This is a genomic window from Pseudobacter ginsenosidimutans, assembly GCF_007970185.1.
Taxonomy (GTDB): Bacteria; Bacteroidota; Bacteroidia; order Chitinophagales; family Chitinophagaceae; genus Pseudobacter; species Pseudobacter ginsenosidimutans.
This window is the reverse complement of record NZ_CP042431.1, coordinates 1,969,322-1,988,340: the sequence shown is the minus strand read 5'-3', so window position 1 is coordinate 1,988,340 and position 19,019 is coordinate 1,969,322. Positions and strand designations below refer to the sequence as shown.

At 46.3% G+C, this 19,019-nt stretch carries 17 protein-coding genes and 1 pseudogene; 5 read left to right on the top strand and 13 right to left on the bottom strand.

The features are described 5' to 3' along the window. Positions 1–64 precede the first annotated feature (64 nt). On the bottom strand, positions 65–3,214 hold the full coding sequence (locus FSB84_RS08180; protein WP_130542025.1) for an AsmA family protein: 3,150 nt from the start codon (positions 3,212–3,214) through the stop codon (positions 65–67). A 144-nt stretch (positions 3,215–3,358) separates the two neighbouring features. Next, positions 3,359–4,111, bottom strand: a complete 753-nt coding sequence (locus FSB84_RS08175) for an LOG family protein (protein WP_130542026.1) — start codon at positions 4,109–4,111, stop codon at positions 3,359–3,361. 14 nt (positions 4,112–4,125) lie between these two features. Between FSB84_RS08175 and FSB84_RS08170 the strand changes: the two genes are divergently transcribed. The 4 genes and pseudogenes from FSB84_RS08170 (at position 4,126) to FSB84_RS31650 (ending at position 6,007) form a co-directional block, all read left to right on the top strand. Continuing rightward, entirely contained in the window at positions 4,126–4,917 is a 792-nt protein-coding gene (locus FSB84_RS08170) for an exodeoxyribonuclease III (protein WP_225980009.1), read from the top strand. 11 nt (positions 4,918–4,928) lie between these two features. Beyond that, positions 4,929–5,234 carry a DUF4286 family protein gene (locus FSB84_RS08165; protein WP_130542027.1) on the top strand — a complete coding sequence of 102 codons (306 nt, stop codon included), beginning with the start codon at positions 4,929–4,931 and terminating at the stop codon, positions 5,232–5,234. Between the two features lie 240 nt (positions 5,235–5,474). After that, positions 5,475–5,792 (top strand): annotated as a pseudogene (locus tag FSB84_RS08160) (HU family DNA-binding protein); the annotation flags it as partial. 104 nt (positions 5,793–5,896) lie between these two features. Continuing rightward, complete coding sequence (locus tag FSB84_RS31650; protein WP_130542028.1) at positions 5,897–6,007, top strand: 30S ribosomal protein THX; 111 nt, start codon at positions 5,897–5,899, stop codon at positions 6,005–6,007. 89 nt (positions 6,008–6,096) lie between these two features. Here FSB84_RS31650 and pdxH read toward each other — a convergent pair whose 3' ends face one another. The 9 genes from pdxH to rplM form a co-directional block, all read right to left on the bottom strand. Beyond that, the gene (pdxH, locus tag FSB84_RS08150; protein WP_130542029.1) at positions 6,097–6,738 is read right to left on the bottom strand and encodes a pyridoxamine 5'-phosphate oxidase; all 642 of its coding nucleotides are present in this window, start codon (positions 6,736–6,738) and stop codon (positions 6,097–6,099) included. Between the two features lie 94 nt (positions 6,739–6,832). Continuing rightward, positions 6,833–7,426: a Yip1 family protein gene (locus tag FSB84_RS08145; RefSeq protein WP_130542030.1), complete on the bottom strand. Its 594-nt coding sequence runs from the start codon at positions 7,424–7,426 to the stop codon at positions 6,833–6,835. A gap of 117 nt (positions 7,427–7,543) precedes the next feature. After that, positions 7,544–8,533 (bottom strand): hypothetical protein, encoded by a 990-nt coding sequence (locus FSB84_RS08140; protein WP_130542031.1) that lies wholly within the window; start codon positions 8,531–8,533, stop codon positions 7,544–7,546. Between the two features lie 187 nt (positions 8,534–8,720). Beyond that, the gene (gene pyrH / locus FSB84_RS08135) at positions 8,721–9,434 is read right to left on the bottom strand and encodes a UMP kinase (protein ID WP_130542032.1); all 714 of its coding nucleotides are present in this window, start codon (positions 9,432–9,434) and stop codon (positions 8,721–8,723) included. A gap of 226 nt (positions 9,435–9,660) precedes the next feature. Continuing rightward, a complete protein-coding gene (locus FSB84_RS08130) occupies positions 9,661–10,827 on the bottom strand; it encodes a hypothetical protein (protein ID WP_147122097.1) in 1,167 nt (388 codons plus the stop codon). 76 nt (positions 10,828–10,903) lie between these two features. Then, positions 10,904–11,743, bottom strand: a complete 840-nt coding sequence (gene tsf, locus FSB84_RS08125; RefSeq protein ID WP_130542034.1) for a translation elongation factor Ts — start codon at positions 11,741–11,743, stop codon at positions 10,904–10,906. A 51-nt stretch (positions 11,744–11,794) separates the two neighbouring features. Further along, positions 11,795–12,700, bottom strand: coding sequence for a 30S ribosomal protein S2 (rpsB, locus tag FSB84_RS08120; protein WP_130542035.1), 906 nt, complete (start codon positions 12,698–12,700; stop codon positions 11,795–11,797). 73 nt (positions 12,701–12,773) lie between these two features. After that, entirely contained in the window at positions 12,774–13,163 is a 390-nt protein-coding gene (gene rpsI / locus FSB84_RS08115) for a 30S ribosomal protein S9 (RefSeq protein ID WP_130542036.1), read from the bottom strand. A 64-nt stretch (positions 13,164–13,227) separates the two neighbouring features. Next, complete coding sequence (gene rplM / locus FSB84_RS08110) at positions 13,228–13,671, bottom strand: 50S ribosomal protein L13 (RefSeq protein WP_130542037.1); 444 nt, start codon at positions 13,669–13,671, stop codon at positions 13,228–13,230. Positions 13,672–14,539: 868 nt separating this feature from the next. Here rplM and FSB84_RS08105 point away from each other — a divergent pair. Next, on the top strand, positions 14,540–15,142 hold the full coding sequence (locus FSB84_RS08105; protein WP_130542038.1) for a hydrolase: 603 nt from the start codon (positions 14,540–14,542) through the stop codon (positions 15,140–15,142). A gap of 103 nt (positions 15,143–15,245) precedes the next feature. On the opposite strand, the gene FSB84_RS08100 is transcribed toward FSB84_RS08105, so the two are convergent. Together FSB84_RS08100 and FSB84_RS08095 are read right to left on the bottom strand one after the other, a co-directional pair. Continuing rightward, the gene (locus tag FSB84_RS08100) at positions 15,246–15,971 is read right to left on the bottom strand and encodes an NUDIX hydrolase (protein ID WP_130542039.1); all 726 of its coding nucleotides are present in this window, start codon (positions 15,969–15,971) and stop codon (positions 15,246–15,248) included. Positions 15,972–16,041: 70 nt separating this feature from the next. Continuing rightward, entirely contained in the window at positions 16,042–18,942 is a 2,901-nt protein-coding gene (locus tag FSB84_RS08095) for an alpha-amylase family glycosyl hydrolase (RefSeq protein WP_147122095.1), read from the bottom strand. Positions 18,943–19,019 lie beyond the last annotated feature (77 nt).

Sequence of the window (19,019 nt, the reverse complement as noted above, 5' to 3'; positions counted from 1 at the left end):
CGTTTAATCATCCTTGCTAATTTAAAATTATGTTTTAAATTAGCAAGGATGAATTTATCTTAAATCACTGATTATTAGTAGAATCCGTCATTTTCACCTCTTCTCCCTCCTCATCCCTTTCCTCTTCCAATTCATCCCCTTCCTTCGCTCTCTTCAGCTTCACTTTCGGATTATCCCTGTTTCCAGTAACCGAAAACGGAATTCCAATGATGCCGAATGGCGGCAGGCCCAGGCGTCCATGCAAATTGAATTTGCCATCAAAACTCACTTGTCCTTCAAACCTTGGACGGAATCCGGACACTTTCATTTTCACGCGCTCGATGGTAATGATATTGTTCGCGATCTTCGTTTTGATATCCACTTTGGAAAGGTCCGGGTCCTTGATGCCTTCCTTGCCGGTGGCATCGCTAACGGCATTCATCAATCGAAATCCTTTCATCTTCACTTTCTGAACGGAGATCACGCCTTCGCCTTTCAGGGAAGGATAGACCGGCATCATGCTTGCGTTCAAACGGCCACTGAGACTATAATCCAGGGAGATCTGTCCTTCAGCCTTCGCTGCCGCCGGAGCCATCTGGCGGAAAATATCGATACCATTATATGCTTTCTTCACATCCAGGGTTTCAGCTTTCACATGATAATCGAAATAAGCTTTGTAAGGTGAATTGCTTTTGTAAGTGCCATCCATCACGATGGGTGCATCCACCAGTGTGAAACCTGTTTCCTGTAAGGCCAGTTCGCCATTGGCAACAGTAAGCCCGCCCTTGAAATCATACAGCTCGATGCCCTGGTACAGTACTTTGCCGGCACTGGCGGTGAAATTGAGATCGAGATTGGCGGGGATCACAACCACACCGGAAGCACTGCTACTGCCAGAAGAGGAAGCATCAGGAGTACCGGAGAACACCATCCATTCGTCTACATAGAAACGCGGAGTGCTCAGTTCGAATTTGCCCTTGAGCGCTTCCTTTGGCTTGAATGCGTAGTTGAACACATTGAAGAGATATCCATTCATCACCATATTGGTATTACCATATTTGGCTTTGAAAGTATCGAACCACATCTTATCCTGGTCGAATCGGAAAAGGCCGTTGTTAATGAAGAAAGGCTTGGGCAGCATTTCCGTGGTGAGGGCAATGTCGCGGACCTTCATTGTTCCCTTGTTGAAGAGCCTTTCATAACGGCCTGCTGTGGCATCGCTCTGGCGGCCGCGGAGCGAGAGGTCAGTTTGAATGAAACCATTCACATTGTATCCTTCAATGGCAAATACTTTATAGATCTTACCCAGGTCCAGCGTGCCTTTGGACGCGATGGCGTAACGGAGGTCACTGAACTGCTGTAAGGAAGCCTGCACGGTGAAGGGCAGATTATCCAGTTCAAAGGAAACCGGTTTCAGCTCCACTTTCAGGTCATTCATTTTACCAGTGTTGTTGATCACGGTAGCATCTACATTGATCTTCTGCAAAGGCGAAGGATAGTATTTGGTTTTGATCGATCCGTTGTCGAGTTTCAGCGAAGCAGTAGTAACAGGGAACAGACTTTTGGCTGGGTTGTACCTGCCTTTGGTATTGATATCGATATTCAGATCTCCATTCAAATCCAGGCTGTCGAGCGGATAGAACTGTTTGATGTCGGAGAGATGGAACACGGTCTGCAACTGGCCTTCCAACGGAAAATCTGCTTCATTGGTGACCTTGAAATGGCCCTTGATGAAATTCGACAGAACCTTGGCATTGATGTCTTCAACATTCAGTTGCGTGTGTTCATAAATACCATCCTTACACGAAGCATTCAGTTTAAGGCTGATCTGCTCCACTCCCTGTGGCAATGCTGCAAATTTGATAAAGCCATTGGTGAGCGATGATTCCAGGTTGAATTTGGGAATGCTGGTGATCACGGTGTCTTTACGGAGACTGCCTTTTCTTTGTCCTGTTGTGTAAGCGCCGTCTGCATTGAAATTAAGCTTATACCTGCCTTTGAATTCCATATCCTTCAATCCGAATGCTGCGGCCATATTCCCGAGGTCCATATCGGCCTGGAGGCTGGATTTCAGATAGGGTACATTCAATCCGCGCACCAGGATCACAGAGTTGAAATAATCCTTTTCGATATTGAAGAAGAAAGAATCGATGCTGATATAGAGGCTGTCTGTATTCAGCTTTGGAAGCCTTGCATCCAGGTTGAGACGGAGGTTCTTTGCCGGTAGGGCTGCTTTGTTATGCGATACGAATCCATCTTTCACGATCATCTTGAAAAGCAGGCTGGGCATATCATTGGTGGCTGCACTGTAATTGCCTTTGAGCGATGCTTCTATTTCCGTGTGGCCTTTGATCTCGGTATTGTCGAAGTATTTAAGGTATTCCTGTGGTAGGGCGGTGATCAGATCATGGAGGTCCGTTTCTTTGGAACGGAGGTTGAAGTCCATATTGTATCCATCTTTCAGGAATTCGAAAATTCCATGTAATTGAACGGGGAGGCGATTGATCAGCAGATCGTTCTTCTCAAACAACAAGGTCAGCGAGTTGGTATTGATCTTGGTGATCAGATCGGCCTGTAGTTTTTTGTCTGTGATATAAGTTTCTCCACCGTAGCTGAGTTTGAAGCTATCGGCCTTGATTTCGGAATGGAGATCGAAGATGGCCTTGCTGAGATCGCCGGAACCGGTATAATGGAATCCCTTGGCCGTTACCGTTAGTGGCAGGGAGCGATCATTGTACACCAGCTCTGTTTCATCCAGGTGGATATTTTCGAGCTTGAGGGAGGCGCCCGCAGAATCTACATTGGTAGTAACCGTAGCAGTATCGGGCTCCGCCTTATATACATTGTAGTTAGGTTGTCCATCTTCAGAAATCTGGATATCGATCTTGCCTTTGTCGAGAAAGATCTGGTTGATATTGATCTGGCTGGCAAAAACAGAGCGGAGATCGATGCCCAGCGCCACTTCATCGGCTGCTACGAGATTGGCATTACTGAATGGCGCGGAACCTTTCAGGGTAAAATCGTGCAGGGTGAGTGTGAGCGATGGAAAATGGTTAAAGAAACTTAACCTGGCTTTAGAGAAATTCACTTCAGTGGCCAATGCCTTGTTTGACCAGATCTTGATCTTTTTAGCCACGAACTCAGGGAAAAAATAAGGCAGGAGGAAAGTGATCAGAATTAATCCCAGTAACGTACATCCTGCAATCATCAAGCGCTTCAACAGCCACTTACGCATAACGGTGAGTTGGAGTTATTTAAAATTAAAAGGCAGCAAAAGTAGAAGTAAACTGCGGGTACGAGTGAAGGTCGTTCCGAAGTTAACACAAAATTGGATCAATGTAGCCGGTCAGGATGTAGGTTATTGGTGACGGTGAGACGCTTACTTTTTCTCAAGAAGCCACCATTGACGTTTCCGTGGTTTTACTTTGAAATTGGATGTGATATAGGACCGGATATGATGCATGGCTTCGTCCATATCGTCTGTAAGCAGTACCAGGTTGAGATCTTCCTTTGCAATGGTTCCCTGTTCCGCCATGAATTCCAGGTAATCCCAGAGTTCCTGGTGGTACACTTTTCCAAATAATACGATGGGGAACTGTGTAATGGTTTGGGTCTGTACCAATGTGAGGGTTTCAAAGAATTCGTCCATGGTGCCGAATCCTCCGGGAAGGATGATAAAGGCGTAGGAGTATTTCACCATCACCACCTTGCGCACAAAGAAATGTTCAAACATCAGGGATTTATGCAGGTAGGGATTGGCATGTTGTTCGAAAGGCAACATGATATTACAACCCACAGACTGGTATCCATGCTCGAATGCTCCGCGATTGGCGGCCTCCATGATGCCAGGTCCGCCACCGGTCATAGTGGTAAATCCCAGTTCGCCGATACGCTGCCCGAAATCCCTCGCCACTTTATAATAAGGATGATCTTCCTTGAATCTGGCTGATCCGAATACTGTGATACAGGGTCCCACAAAGTGCAGGGTCCTGAAGGATTTCAGGAACTGCATCGCCACTTTCCAGATGAATTTGAGCTCATATCCGCGGCTCTTCGGCCCGTCGAGGTACACATGCTCTTTTGGAGGGATGATGGGTACTACCTGTCGTTTTTTTGCTGATGCTGCTTCCATACCAAAGGTGTAAATTGCCGGCCAAATTAAAGAATATTCCCATGCGCATCATCAGTTATAATGTGAACGGCCTCCGGGCTGCAATGAATAAGGGACTGATGGATTGGTTGAAAACCGATCCCGCCGATGTGATCTGCCTGCAGGAAACCAAGGCCCATCGCGATAATGTGGACTACAAGCAGTTCACAGATCTTGGGTTTCACGACTATTGGTTCAGCGCTCAAAAAAAAGGATACAGTGGCGTGGCCATCTTCTCCAAACAGAAAGCAGATAATGTAGTTTATGGAACAGGCCACCAGGTAAGTGATGATGAAGGAAGGGTTTTGCAGATCGATCTCGGCGATATCCGGATCATCAACGCCTATTTCCCTTCCGGTACTTCCGGCGATGAAAGACAGGCCTACAAATACTCCTGGTTAGATGAGATTTTTGAATATGTGTCTGAACTGAGACAGACCAAACCCAACCTGATACTCTGTGGCGATTACAATATTGCACATACAGAAATAGATATCCATGATCCGAAGGGCAACAAAAAATCTTCCGGGTTCCTGCCCGAAGAAAGGTTGTGGCTGGATAAATTCTATGGAACCGGTTGGATAGATACATTCCGCAAGCTCAATCCGGATCCTCACTGGTACACCTGGTGGAGCCAGCGTTTCCCAACGGTTCGCGCGCAGAACAAAGGCTGGAGGATCGATTATATCAACGTTACTGAAAGCCTCGCCCCGCTCGTGAAAGCTGCTGCTATCTATCCTGATGTGAAGCAAAGCGATCATTGTCCGGTTTTCCTCGAACTCGCATAAATCAATAGTTCATGATCATTTATAATGTAACAATCAAAGTAAGCTGGGCCATTCACGACGCGTGGGTGGAGTGGATGATCAAAACACATATGCCGGATGTGATGGCAACCGGCTGCTTTACAAAGAACCAACTGGTAAAAGTACTGGAGTTGGATGAAGAAGAAGGACCAACCTATGCAGCTCAATATTACGCAAATGAGTTCTCCGATTATGAACGCTATATCAACCAGCACTCACAGACTTTGCGTGATGATGGATACAATAAATGGGGGAATAATTTCATTGCATTTCGTAGTGTAATGGAGATTGTGAACTGAGTGTGGATAAGATTATTTTAATCAGCGAAGAGTAAAAATTTATTGTATATTCCTTTCAAACCCGCTGCTGTACCGCATTTCAGCCGGACGCCGTGAAACACAGTCTGGTGGCGGATTTCAAAGGATAAATCTTGTGAAAAAGGGTTACCCCGGGAATAGTACTTTTCCTATAATCCTTGTCCCAAGCGGTTTGCAGCCAATTTTTCATTTGATAATTTTAGCAGAGAAAAATTTTGTTGGAAACAAAAAGCGGCTAAATTTGTTCCTGCATATTTAAAACATTACACTATGAACAAAGCTGAATTAATTGCCAAGCTTGCTGATGATGCAGGTATCACTAAAACACAAGCTAACGCTACTTTGGATTCTTTCGTAGAAGCAGTTACCAAAACCCTGAAAGGTGGTGGTAAAGTAACTCTGGTAGGTTTCGGAACTTTCTCCGTTTCCAAAAGAGCTGCCCGCAACGGTCGCAATCCCCAAACTGGCGCTGTGATTAAGATCAAGGCGAAGAAAGTTGCCCGTTTCAAAGCAGGTAAAGAGCTGCAAGCTAAATTATAAAAGCTGCATCAACTGCACGGAAAGTTCCGATACTCTTGGTATCGGGACTTTTTTTTTGGTATTTTTGCTGTTCGACATTTATTCATTTACAAATTCTTTTCAACATGGGTAGAGGTGATAAAAAAACCAAGAAAGGAAAGATCTTCAAAGGATCTTACGGAAAAAGCAGACCAGCAAGAACAAAAAAAGTTGCCGCTAAAGGCGACAGCAAATAGGCTTGCGATAAGAGGTTGAAAAGTTATCAGCAGGATCAGGTATCCAGCCGTTAACTTTTCAACTTATCCCATCTTTTTATTTCTTCTTCCTATGGAGCCAGACGCTCGATCTGCCAGGCTCCTTTTTCATTCAAACTATACTGGATCCTGTCGTGTAACCTGCTCGGGCGTCCCTGCCAGAATTCAATGATCACGGGCTTTACCAGGTAACCACCCCAATTTGCAGGACGTACAATCGTTTTTCCGCTGAACTCATCTTTCTTCTTTGCTTCTTCGATATCCAGCCATTCCCTGTTCTCGATCACCTGGCTTTGTGGTGAAACCCAGGCGCCAAGGCGGCTTCCCTCAGGACGGCTATTGAAATAGGCATCGCTTTCTGCAGCAGGTACTTTCTCTACCAATCCTGTAATACGCACCTGTCTTTCCAGTTCTTTCCAGAAGAAAACCAGGCAGGCTCGTGGATTTTCCAGCAACTGTTGTCCTTTGAAACTTTCATAATTGGTGAAGAACACAAAGCCACGTGTATCGAACTCTTTCAGCAAAACGATACGCGCTGCCGGCAGTCCATCCACGGAAGCTGTGGCCAGCGTCATGGCATTCACTTCTTCGATCTGCGCGGATACAGCTTCTTCCCACCATTTACCAAACTGAGCAATGGGATCTGCCTGTACATCTTTTTCTGAGAGGGAACGTTGACGGTACTCTGTTCTGATTGCTGCAATGGTACTCATCGGAATAGTTTATTCAGCAAAACTCCTTCAATTCGTACAAATAAAAAAGCACCGTTATCATAAACGGTGCTGATCAAAATTATATGCTGTAAGATCAGAAGCCTCCCATCATACCCACACCTGCAGCAAAGATGCTGGTAATGATGATGCCGCCGATAAGTGTAGAGATCACGAGGTTCACTACCCAGTACACCACAATGGCGATGATCACATACAATACACGCTGATCTTCGGGTGTTTTCTTAACAGGGCCCAGACCGAGATACATCAGGTAGATCGAATAAGCTGCGCCTGCGATGATGGCCAGCCATCCCAATAATGGCACCAGACTCAGAACTCCGGCTACCCAAACTGCTGTAGCGGAATACGCCATCAGTTGAGCAGACCTGCCAAGGTTCTTCTCTGATTTGAAACTTGGAGCCAGTGCATCGATAATGTAAGTGCCGATCACATAGGCCAGGATGGTTGCTACAACAGACACTACAGCCATTACAATGCCTGCCGTGATTCCCAGGATCATTCCACCGAAAAGCATCATGCCCAGGAAAGAACAAACTGCAGGAATCAATGATAAAGGGAGTACATAACCTGTGAGCAGGGATCCCAATGTTGCCGTTTCACCTGTCACTACATTCCATTCTGTTTTAGGAGTGAGCAGTATGTTTTTGGCGCGTTGAATTAGGTTCATAGTGATAATTGTTTCAATAAATGTACATATATCCACATATGTAAACAATACCCGATTCAGGGGATGGGGATAAACTTTGTGTAAACATGGGAATATACCGCCTCAGTTGCAGAGAAATTATCCTTCAGATTTGCGGCCTGTAGTGGATTTGCTGATAAGGCTCTCGATTTCGCTGAGGCGCTTCAACTGCATTTCGAGTTTTTTATTGTGTCCGCTGATTTGCTGCAGATCAAAGGTCAGCTCTTCCAGGTATGTGATCTTTTTCAGGAGTCCCTGACGTTGGAAATTGGCTTCACGGAGTTTGTCTTCCGTATCGGCCATCAACCTGGTGAGGCGCTGGTTCTCTTCCAGGATGGTCATTTGTTTGAAGCGGAGCTCATCGTGGTCTTTGGTGAGGCGCAGGTAATTTTGCTGCAGATCTTCATACTCGAAATTCCTGTAATGGGGTTGGGCAAGCCAGGTTTCCATTTTCTTCAGCTTCTCCTGCATATTCATGAACTCTTCCTGCGTATGTGAGAGTCTATCTTTCAATTCACCCACCAACATCTGTTCCTGGCGAAGTTGTTTGATCAGTGCTTCCTGTTCGATATTGATCTTGCGCCATTCACGAAGTTGTGCAGATAGTTGATCATTCATGGACTGTATCTCTGCATATTTCCTTTCATTCTCCCGGGCTGCATCGAGTTGTTCCTGCATACGTGCGATGCGTTGATGCTGCTCGGGAAGCAGATAGTCCGGAACCGCAGTGGTGGCAGGCTTTGCGGGCACAGGCCTGTTCTGCAATTCTTCGATGGTCTTTTTAAGTTCTTCCAGTTCTATATTGAGGAGCTCTTCGTTTTCCTGTGCGGCTGCCAGTTCTCTTTTGAGCTCGTCCAAGATTTTTTTCTGAACGTCCTGATCTTCCAGGTATTTGAGTTTCCATTCACCGGGATCGATGGCGGTATCTGCCAGTACAGAAGGTTCCGATGCGGAAGGAGTTACAGATTTGCGGCTGATGATAAAGAAATGAATGAAGAATCCCAGCACCATGGCGCCCAGTTGGAATATGAGGATTTCCCATATGCCCACAGAGATCTGATATCCCAGGATGACAATCAATTCATTCATAATAATGGTTCAGAGGGCCAGGAGGCCGGGTTGGTTTTTTTCGGAGCAGACTTACGTCTTTCAATGGACTTGAACGGATGGGGAAGAATGAAAAAACCACCAATATGGTGGTTTTTCATCTGCCTAAATTAGTGCGATCAGTTCAGATATGCAAATAGCTGACTTAATATTTTTCATCCGTTGACCCTCAGCCCTTTACCAGTGTTCCAACTTTCTCTCCGCAGATCACTTTACGAAGGTTCCCGGGTTTGTTCATGTCAAACACGATGATGGGAAGATTGTTCTCCATGCAAAGTGTGAAAGCGGTCATGTCCATTACCTTCAGATTTTGTGAGATACATTCCTGGAAAGTGATGGTTTCATACTTTTTAGCCTTGGGATCTTTTTCGGGATCTGCTGTATAGATACCATCAACCCTTGTTCCCTTGAGGATCACATCGGCCTGAATTTCGATGGCCCTGAGCGAACCTGCTGTATCGGTGGTGAAATAAGGATTACCGGTTCCTGCTCCGAAGATCACCACTCTTCCTTTCTCCACGTGACGGATAGCTCTCCTGCGAATGTAAGGCTCTGCGATCTGTTCCATCTTGATGGCGCTCTGAAGACGTGTATACACACCGATCTTTTCCAGCATGGCCTGCATAGCCATTCCATTGATCACGGTTGCCAGCATTCCCATATAATCTCCATGAGCTCTCTCGATGCCGGTTTCTGCTTCATTCATTCCACGGTAGATATTACCTCCCCCGATCACAATAGCTACCTGCACGCCCAGCTCTACAATTTCTTTGATGTCCCGCGCATATTGTTCTATGATCACCGGGTCCATGCCAAAATTTTTATCTCCCATTAATGATTCGCCCGATAACTTCACCAGAACACGTTTGTACTTTGGCAGCATGTAATAAATTGTAGATTTCTGAATAAAAAAATTCGTTTCTGCACTACCGGCGGAAGATGGTAAAGGATACCATCCCGGTATCAATGTTCGTGCAAAGAAAAGATTTTTTTTTAAACTTTCCGGCTGCGCTGGTCCCAAATCCAGACGAGGGCCAGGATTATCACAGGGAAAACCACGTACAACATCCTTATATGCGCACTCAGCAGAGTGTTCCCCAGGAAATATATCAATACAAACAGCAGCAGGAACCGGATAAAGAACGGGGGCTGTATGCGATTTTTCCGGACGAACAGCAATAATGTATAGCAAAGATGATCATCAAAAGATGAGGCAATCCGTTGAACAAAAGTCCGGGTCCGATTTTCCTGTAGGAATAGGGAAAATTGAAAAGCAACCTGCAGATATTAGCCAGCCAGTTCTTAAAATAAGCGCCGGGATGGGCCTTGATATTTTCGAGCGCCATTCGTTTAAAGGCATCATCCTTTTCCACGCTGGTCAAAGACCTGATGCTACTAATTTCCTGTTCATGATTTCGCTTCAGGGCCGCTTCCGCTCCCGGTTGAACACCATCTACGGACCAATTCGGTTCCAGGTTTTCATTGAACCAATCTCCATATTCTCCCTTAACAGGGTTACTCATCCAGTAAAGAGTGGTCCCGCCTGAGTTCCCTACATAGAAAACACGACCGGTCAAAGAATAGGTGTATACGAGATAAGGTATTACAACGATCCATGCCAGCAGCACGGCAGTCAAAGCCTTTATGTACTGAGGTTTCCCGCGCAATGCAAAGAAAGCGGAGATGAGGGTGAGCGCCAGCAACACGTAACTGAACAGCAGTTTGGAAATACAGACATACCCAAGCAGAAAAGCCAGTAAGAGTAATGGCCCTACAGCTTTGCCGGGTGTTGTAAAATAGTTATGTGCCGCCCAAAGGGTAGCAGTGAACAAAAAGAAAACGAAGGTTTCCGTCATGATCACAGGCAAACCTTTCCAGGCAAGCCAGTAACAGCCCAGGAGCAGCGCTCCAGCCAGGGCATTTGACGGGCTCACCAGTTTTCGCAGCAAATCATAAAAGATACAAACAGCAGCGTAGAGCCAAACGGCATTGAGTAAACGCAGTACCAGCAAGGGCATTTTCATTGCCAGGAATGGCACTAACGTCAATGCATAGCCGGGTGCATGCCAGAGATCGATATCAGGAGGAGGCGGAGAATAGGAGCCATTCAGAAGATTGGTGGCAAGCTGCAGATAGCTTGGTTCATCCACAGTGAGCTCATCATTGGCCATTACAATTACGATGGCAGCATACAGGAAAAGGAATGGCAGAAAAAAAATGACGGGCCGTACAGGCATGGCAGTCAATTTTTTCGAGGCCCTGGTAAGTAGTTGCATTTGTCAAGGTTAGCAAAATTCCGGGCAATAAAAAAGGGAATCTTTCGATTCCCTTTTTCTATTTCATTAGCGGAGCTTATCCTAAAGCAACGCGTTTGAATTCTATGATCTTCAGGTCAGCGTTCACGCTCTTCAGGAAGTCAGCAACGGATTTACCGTTGTCTTTCACGAAAGCCTGGTTGAGCAGGGTGCTTTCTTTGAAGAAGGCGTTCAGTTTACCTTCAGCGATCTTGGCGATCATTTCTTCAGGTTTGCCGGCCATTTTGGGATCAGCTTTCATCTGCTCCATCACGATATCTCTTTCGCGATCGATAGTAGACTGGGGAACAGAAGAAGCGTCTACTGCTACAGGGTTCATGGCAGCGATCTGCATAGCCACGTCTCTGCCTGCATCAGGAGCAGGTTGATTCATTCCTACCAGTACACCGATACGGTTTGCACCGTGGATGTAAGAAGCAACATAATCAGCGTCTACGCGTTCGAACTTGGTGATACCGATCTTCTCGCCGATAGAAGCGAGCTTATCGTTAACCAGGTCAGAAATCCTGGCGCCATTGATCGTAACATTGTTCAGTTCGTCTGCACTTTTTACGTTGTTGGCAATGGCAGCGTCAGCGATGGATTGAGCGAAGGCAACGAAGTCGGCATTCTTGCTCACGAAGTCAGTTTCGCAGCTCACGCAAACAGCAATACCGGTTTTGTTGTCGGCAGTTGTTTGAGCGATCACCACACCTTCTTTTGCTTCACGGTCGCCACGGAGAGCGGCCACTTTAGCGCCTTTCTTGCGGAGCCAGTCGATAGCTGCTTCAAAGTCACCGTTGGTTTCGGTGAGGGCTTTGCGGCAGTCCATCATACCAGCGCCTGTCATTTGGCGGAGCTTATTGATATCAGCGGCTGTAATAGCAACAGTTGACATATAATTAGATTGATAGTTGAAAAAATGAGATCCTCACTGTGTCAGACATAATTATCTGCCACCACCTGGTCTGCGGTTAGCGCCACCACCACCGGGGCCACCTACACGGCGTTTCTGACCGCCGCCATGACCGCCGCTGTTACCACCTGGCCTGCGACCAGCACCACCACGTCCTGCTTCAGCTTCAGCCTCAGCCTGGATACGTGCTGCTTTCTTTTCTTTTTCATCATCTGCTACTTCTTCAACGTCTTCGTCTTTGGCAGCCTGACGCTCAGCCAGACCTTCTGCGATAGCAGCAGTGATGTATTGAGTGATGATTGCGATAGACTTTGTAGCGTCGTCATTGGAAGGGATAGCGAAATCAACTTTGTTTGGATCGCAGTTGGTGTCAACCATTCCGAAGGTAGTGATGCCAAGACGTTTTGCTTCAGCCAGCGCGATATGCTCATGACCGATGTCGATGATGAACAGGGCAGTTGGTACACGGCCCAGCTGAGCGATACCACCCAGTACTTTGTCCATTTTATCGCGGTCACGGCCTAAAGTGAGGCGCTCTTTTTTGGTGAGGCTTTCTGCGCTGCCATCTCCCAGCATTTTGTCGATGCTCTGCATCTTCTTCACGCTCTTGCGAACGGTGTTGAAGTTAGTGAGCATACCACCCAGCCAGCGTTCAGTAACGTAAGGCATGTTCACTCTGCGTGCGCATTCAGTAACGATCTCTTTCGCTTGTTTCTTAGTACCAACGAACATGATCTTTTTACCGCTGCGTGCGATCTGCTTCAGAGCAGCTGCAGCTTCCTGCAGATGTTCAGTGGTTTTATTCAGGTCGATGATGTGAATACCTTTCTTCTCAGCGAAGATATAAGGCAGCATCTTGGGATTCCACTTCTTACGCAAGTGACCGAAGTGTACACCTGCATCAAGTAATTGCTGTTGTAATGAAGTGTTATTTTCCATTTTTTATTTGTCTTTTAGCTATCAGGCCGCGGCCATTAGCCTTATGATTTGAAAAATGTTGTTTAGGCTACTGTTAACGTTTGCTGAACTGGTAGCTACGACGTGCTTTCTTGTGACCGAATTTCTTACGCTCAACAGAACGGGGATCACGTTTCAGAACACCGGCAGCCTTGAGGGCAGGACGGAATTCAGCATTCAGTTCCAGCAGCGCACGGCCGATACCGAGCTTTGCAGCTTCAGCCTGACCTTTCATTCCACCACCGGCAGCATTGATCTTCACATCATACTTATCAGCAGTTTGAGTGGCTTTTAAAGGAAGCTCCACCTGGTTTTGCAGGTAAGCGAGAGCGAAATATTCTTTATAGTCCTTGTCGTTCACTGTGATCTTACCGGTTCCTTTGCTCAGGAAAACCCTTGTCACAGCTTCTTTACGACGACCAATTGCATTTTTTTGCTTTTCCATGAATTCAATTTGACGATTTGAAAAGTTGAAAATCTGAATGGATTCACACTTTCAGATCCGTTACTTAAAATTTCAATTCTTTGGGTTGTTGTGCTCCATGCTGATGCTCAGCGCCGGCATACACAAATAATTTCTTGATCATCTTGCGGCCGAGGCGGTTCTTGGGAAGCATGCCTCTTACAGCGCGCTCAACCACCTGCTCAGGTCTGCGTTTCAGCAGTTCCCTTGCAGTTTCCGCTTTCTGACCACCAGGATATCCGGAGAAAGTCAGGTATTCCTTGTCGTCAATCTTGGTGCCAGTGAATTTAACCTTGTCTGCATTGATCACGATAATATAATCTCCGGTGTCAACATGTGGCGTATAATATGCCTTGTTCTTACCACGAAGAACAGAAGCAATTTTGGCACACATGCGTCCCACGGTTTGATTGGTACCGTCAACAACAAACCAGTTGCGTTGTACGGTAGCCGCATTCGCATGTTTTGTAGTGAAATGAAGTTTGCTCATTTGTAAAAATGTTAATTGTGAAAACTATCCTGCTTCTTTCCTCCACCAACCTGGGGAAAATGGAAACAGGGTCGCAAAGGTACCAAAATCCTCTTCGAACAAACAAGAAATGAAGAAGATATTTTGGAAGGATGTTTTGTAATTAATTGATTTTCAATAAAAATTTTGACGTGTTTTTGTAAGAGCTGCTGCAGGTGCGGGAGAATCCCGGGCAAAACAGACAGGATAAAGGCTGCGGTTCGGCAAAGGATGTGCAACGCGGTTGTGAAATATACCGGCGCGGGAGGATGTTTTTTGAGCTTTTGCAGGGAGAGATGGAGCTTGGGAATATGTTCCGGACTGCTTCGCTTATATTTCGAAGACCGCTTATGCACATACCTTTGCCTTACTTCCCCGATAGTGCAGCAGTTTCGCCCGATATTTTTCCGGCATACATTTTTCCAAAGCAATTCTCAAATAAAAACCTTGTATTTTCCACGCTATCACAATTTTTATTTATCACAAAACATCCTTTGACACTTTCATTTCATGTTAGTAACTCATTTCAAAAGCCGTTCATTCCATTTTTCTCAATTGCAATCTGGTATATTCTCATTTATCATAGCAAATATTCTCACAGCATTATTTCCCATTTAAAGCATCAAGCCAACTCAGAATCCTCTGTATTCATTTCCATCAGGACTAATGCACCCGCGGCCACATTGCCGGCGAGGGGTATGAAAAAACGGCCTCTGAAACATAAGCGATACAGCTCCGTAGACCTACAATAGCCAAATCTCTCCCTACCAAAGCCCACAAAATATCCTCCCGCGCCGGTTTGTTTCAGCAGCCGTATTTTTCATATCCCGAGTCTGGCGTAACTTGAAGGATGTCATTGCTACTACTCAACCGCTCTGAATTCGGAGATCCCGCAAATGCAGGCCATCTCCTGACAAACGAAGAAGCCAATCAGTTACTGGAAGAATGGGTGCCGAATGAACGGCTGCAACTCCATATGAAACAGGTGGCCGCCGTAATGAAGGCATGGGCTATCCAACGTGAAGGCGCAGACGATGCAACTGCACGCAAATGGGAGCAGGCGGGCCTGCTGCATGATGCCGACTGGGAAAAATATCCCAATGATCATTGCCGTGTTATTATCGAAGAACTGGAAAAAAGGAATGTTGATCCTGAAGTGATCCATTGCATCGCGTCACATGGACCACGTTATTTTGGTGTGGAGCCCAATAACAAAATGGACAGGATGATCTATGTGTTTGATGAGCTCTCGGGCTTTATTCATGCAAGCGCATTGGTCCGTCCCACCCGTTATGAAGGGATGGACGTGAAGAGCGTAATGAAGAAATTGAAAACAGCTTCCTTTGCCGCGCAGGTGAACAGGGATGATATTGCCGATGCGCTTTCGCGTATCGATATCCCGCTGGAAGAGATAATACAGTTCATTATCGATAATCAAAGGAATGTATCGTAAAAAACAGACCGGTCAGTGAACGCATGGTTGCGCTTGCTGTCCGGTCTGTTTTGTATGAGGCTCATGATGCGGGGCTTCCCGGATCATGTTCTGATCTTTTGATTTACTGCTCTACTTCTGTGAGTTTGTTGTCGCTTTTGGGTTTGCTTGCCCAGTCAGGATCGAAGCGATAGAGCTTGCCTGGTCTGTGCGGCACATCCTGTTCCAGTTCGTTTACATCCTCGAGCCATCCCATCAGGAAGAATTTCTTGCGGAAATTCCTTCTGTCCATTTTTACACCGAGAATGGCTTCATACAGGGATTGCAATTCGCGAAGCGAAAATTTTTCCGGCAGGAGGTTGAACACGATGGGGTGTTCATTGATCTTGCTCTGTAACTGCTTCAGACAGGTGTCAAGGATCTGCTGGTGGTCGAAGGCCAGTGTAGAGATCTCCCGGATGGGGTGCCAGTGCAGTTCGTTATGGGCCAGCTTCAACTGGTGGTCCTTGATATTGATGAGAGAATAATAAGCGGTGGTGATTACCCTTCCCGCAGGGTGGCGGTTCACTTCTCCGAAAGTATACACCTGTTCCAGATATACATCATCCAGACCGGTGCGCTCTTTCAGTACGCGGTAAGATGCATTGTCGAGATTTTCATCCGGCTTCACCAGGTCTCCCAGTAATGACCACTGGTCCTGGAATTCTTCGAGGTCAGATTTGATCAACAACACTTTCAATTCGTTGTTGTCGAATCCAAAGATCACACAGTCCACGGAAATGGCTATCTGGAAATATTCCCTGTTTTCGGATCTTAATTGCTGAATCGTTTTCTGCAAAGCGGTTCCCATTATTTCAGAATTATGATTGTGGTTTTGAATATACTACCATTGGCCCTGGATGGACTGAATCATTCAACCATCAAAGGACGAACCAATTTTTATCACCCATTAAAAGCTGTAAAAAATACATTCCTTTTGGAAGCTTTCCCCATTCAAATCCTGTAGTACCTAATGGAATACGGTGTACACCTTTAGCTCTTACACCGCTATACAGGTCCGCGATTCTTTGCCCATACATATTCGTCAGACTCAATGACACTGAAGATCCGGCCGGTAATTCGAACTCGATCTGGCCTGACCTGCTGACAGGATTGGGATATACAACCAAACGGAAATTTTGATTAATAGTAGGTATCTCCGGAACTGGGGTAGGATTAGAGGCAATATTCCGGTTGATGTAAACCCGGTACTCGCCGGGCTGCAAGGTAATACTTTGTACGTTTCCGGAAACAATTAATGGCTGTCCGCCAAAATATTCATACCAGGTACCCGTGCGCGGAAAGGAAACACCGGTGGTTTGCTGGCTCACTTCAAAATTCCCCACCACTACCAGGGAACTCGTGTCTGTGGTGATTTTCATCCATTTGAAGCCTGCGCTGAAATCCTTATCCAGCAAGCCTCCCGCAAAAATATCCTTATACAGGAAATGTTGCCGCAGACCAAGTAGTCTCGCATACACATCATACAGGTTTTTCCTGGCGGGTACTGTCTGGTAATCCCATCTGATGGGCTTGGAGTCAGTACGGCATTCATCTTTCACAGTTCCATCGCCGCAACGGTTGATACTGAAATCATATCCCAGTTCCCCGAACTGCCAGATCATTTTCGGTCCGGGCATCAACATTCCAAATGCAGCACCGAGCTCGTTTCGCTTCAAAGCTGTGTTGGGATCCTTGATATTGTAAGTGCCACTGGTTCTTCCAAAGTTGATATTCTTGTACATCAGTCTTTCTTCATCGTGACTTTCCATGTACATCACCAGATGCTGCTTGTCCCAGCCGCGCGCTGTGCTGAGGCCCCAGCTGAAATCGGAATTCTGCATCCAGCCCATGGTAGCTTCGTTGAAGTTGTAATTCAGATTTCCCCAAAACAACATTCCGTAACTGGCCAGTTCCTTCTCTTCGCTGTTTTCTGAAAGATGTTCCAGGATCACGTAGGCTCCAGCGTTATGCTTCATGATGGTATCGTAATATCCTTTCCAGATAGCCACGCGCGAAGCATCGTATTTACTCCAGTTGTCTACTTCCTGCTGTGAGCTGCAGCCGCCTGTTGTGCAGGAATTCTTCTGTGTAAATCCTTTACTCAGATCGAAGCGAAAACCATCCAGCTTGTATTCTTTCAACCAGAACTCTGTAACGCGGCTCACAAAATAATGTGTGGCGGAAGATTCGTGGTTCATATCGTAGCCAACATTGTAAGGATGTTTCGCGGATGGGTTGAACCAGGGGCTATTGGCAGATGGACTGCTATTAGCGGCATCCCAGTAGAGCTGCACCATTGGGCTCTGGCCGAATGAGTGGTTCAGCACCATGTCCATGATCACGGCAATGCCTTGTTTGTGACACTCATCAATAAATGCTTTCAACGCATTCTTCGTTCCATAATATTTGTCGGGGGCGAAATAGAAAGATGGATTGTAACCCCAGCTGAGATTACCTTCAAATTCATTGAAGGGCAATAATTCAATAGCGTTTATTCCTAAGCGTTTGAGATAGCTGATAGTGTCCTTCAATGTGGTCCAGTCGTGCGCGGCCACGAAATCGCGCAGCAGCAATTCATATACGATGAGATTTCGCTTATCCGGTCGGGTGAAATTATTGTTTTGCCAGTTGTATGCAGGGGCATTGGTTTGCAGCACACTCACGATCCCATTCGTTTTGCCCGTTGGATAAGGTTTGAGATTGGGATAGGTGGTAGCAGAGATGTATTGATCGTTATTGGGGTCAAGTACTTTTTCCGTGTAAGGATCGGCAATGCGAAGCGTATTATCTATTTCGAATTGATACGCGTATTCCGTGCCGGATGCAAGGCCTGTGATCTTCTTCCAGAACCTTTGTCCATCAGGCGTTTTGTACATCTGCGCGGCAGCGTTCTCCGTCCAGTTATTGAAATCTCCGAGTACCGTGGCTTTTGTTTTGTTGGGGGCGAAAAGCACCAGCGTAACGGATGCAGGATCAGCGGGATCGTAGTTGACGCCATCGCGAACACCTGCAGGTAAAGGTTGTTCGGTAACAGGAGGTGATACAAAGAAATTGATGGTTTGTGTTTTTGTAACGCCGCCTTCAACATATTTCCCTACCAACTCCTGGTTGCCGGAAGCAGTGATAGCAGGGCTGGCAGTGATCTCCATGCCCGAGGCAACTGTTGCGATACTGTTTCCGTTGAAGAGCAACTCCAGTGCGCTGGTCTGGTTCACGGCAAATTTCACAGGCAGATTATCGCCTGTCTGCTTTTGAATGGGAGCCAGCGAAGGTGTAAAGTAAGGCTCGTATGAAGGCTGAATGAAGGAAGCATATTGATTGTTGTCATAGACCTTCAGGTACATATCGCCTCCGTTGACAGAGGTATTGGCATTGCATTGCTTCATGCTTCCAGTTCCGTTGCGGAACAGGAAAACGATATGGGAGATGGTTTCGCCTGCGGGAACGCCCATCCAGGTGCGCAGGTTATTGATCGTATAGCGGTACCTGTTATTGCCGAGTGAGGTCAGTTTCCCTTCGGGTGGGGTTGTGGCCCAGTCGAATTTTGAATGTTTCCAGTCGCCGTTATTGGTGCTGGCGCTGGTGATGAGGCCGATATGAATGTAAATATCATCCGGGTTGGCATAATCCATCAGGCCCTTATTGCCCTGTGTGCAATCAAGTGTGATTTCTATTTGTCCTGTTTCTTTCGGAAATGCAGGAGCAACAGAGATCAATTGCGCCAATGCAGGCAATACAGGCAGCAGAAAGATAAACAACAACAATTTTTTCCTGATCATAGCAAGCCATTTGTTCCGGTAAGGATAATTATTTCAAAGAGGGAAGGAAAACAGGGGTGTATCCCCGTTATGATACA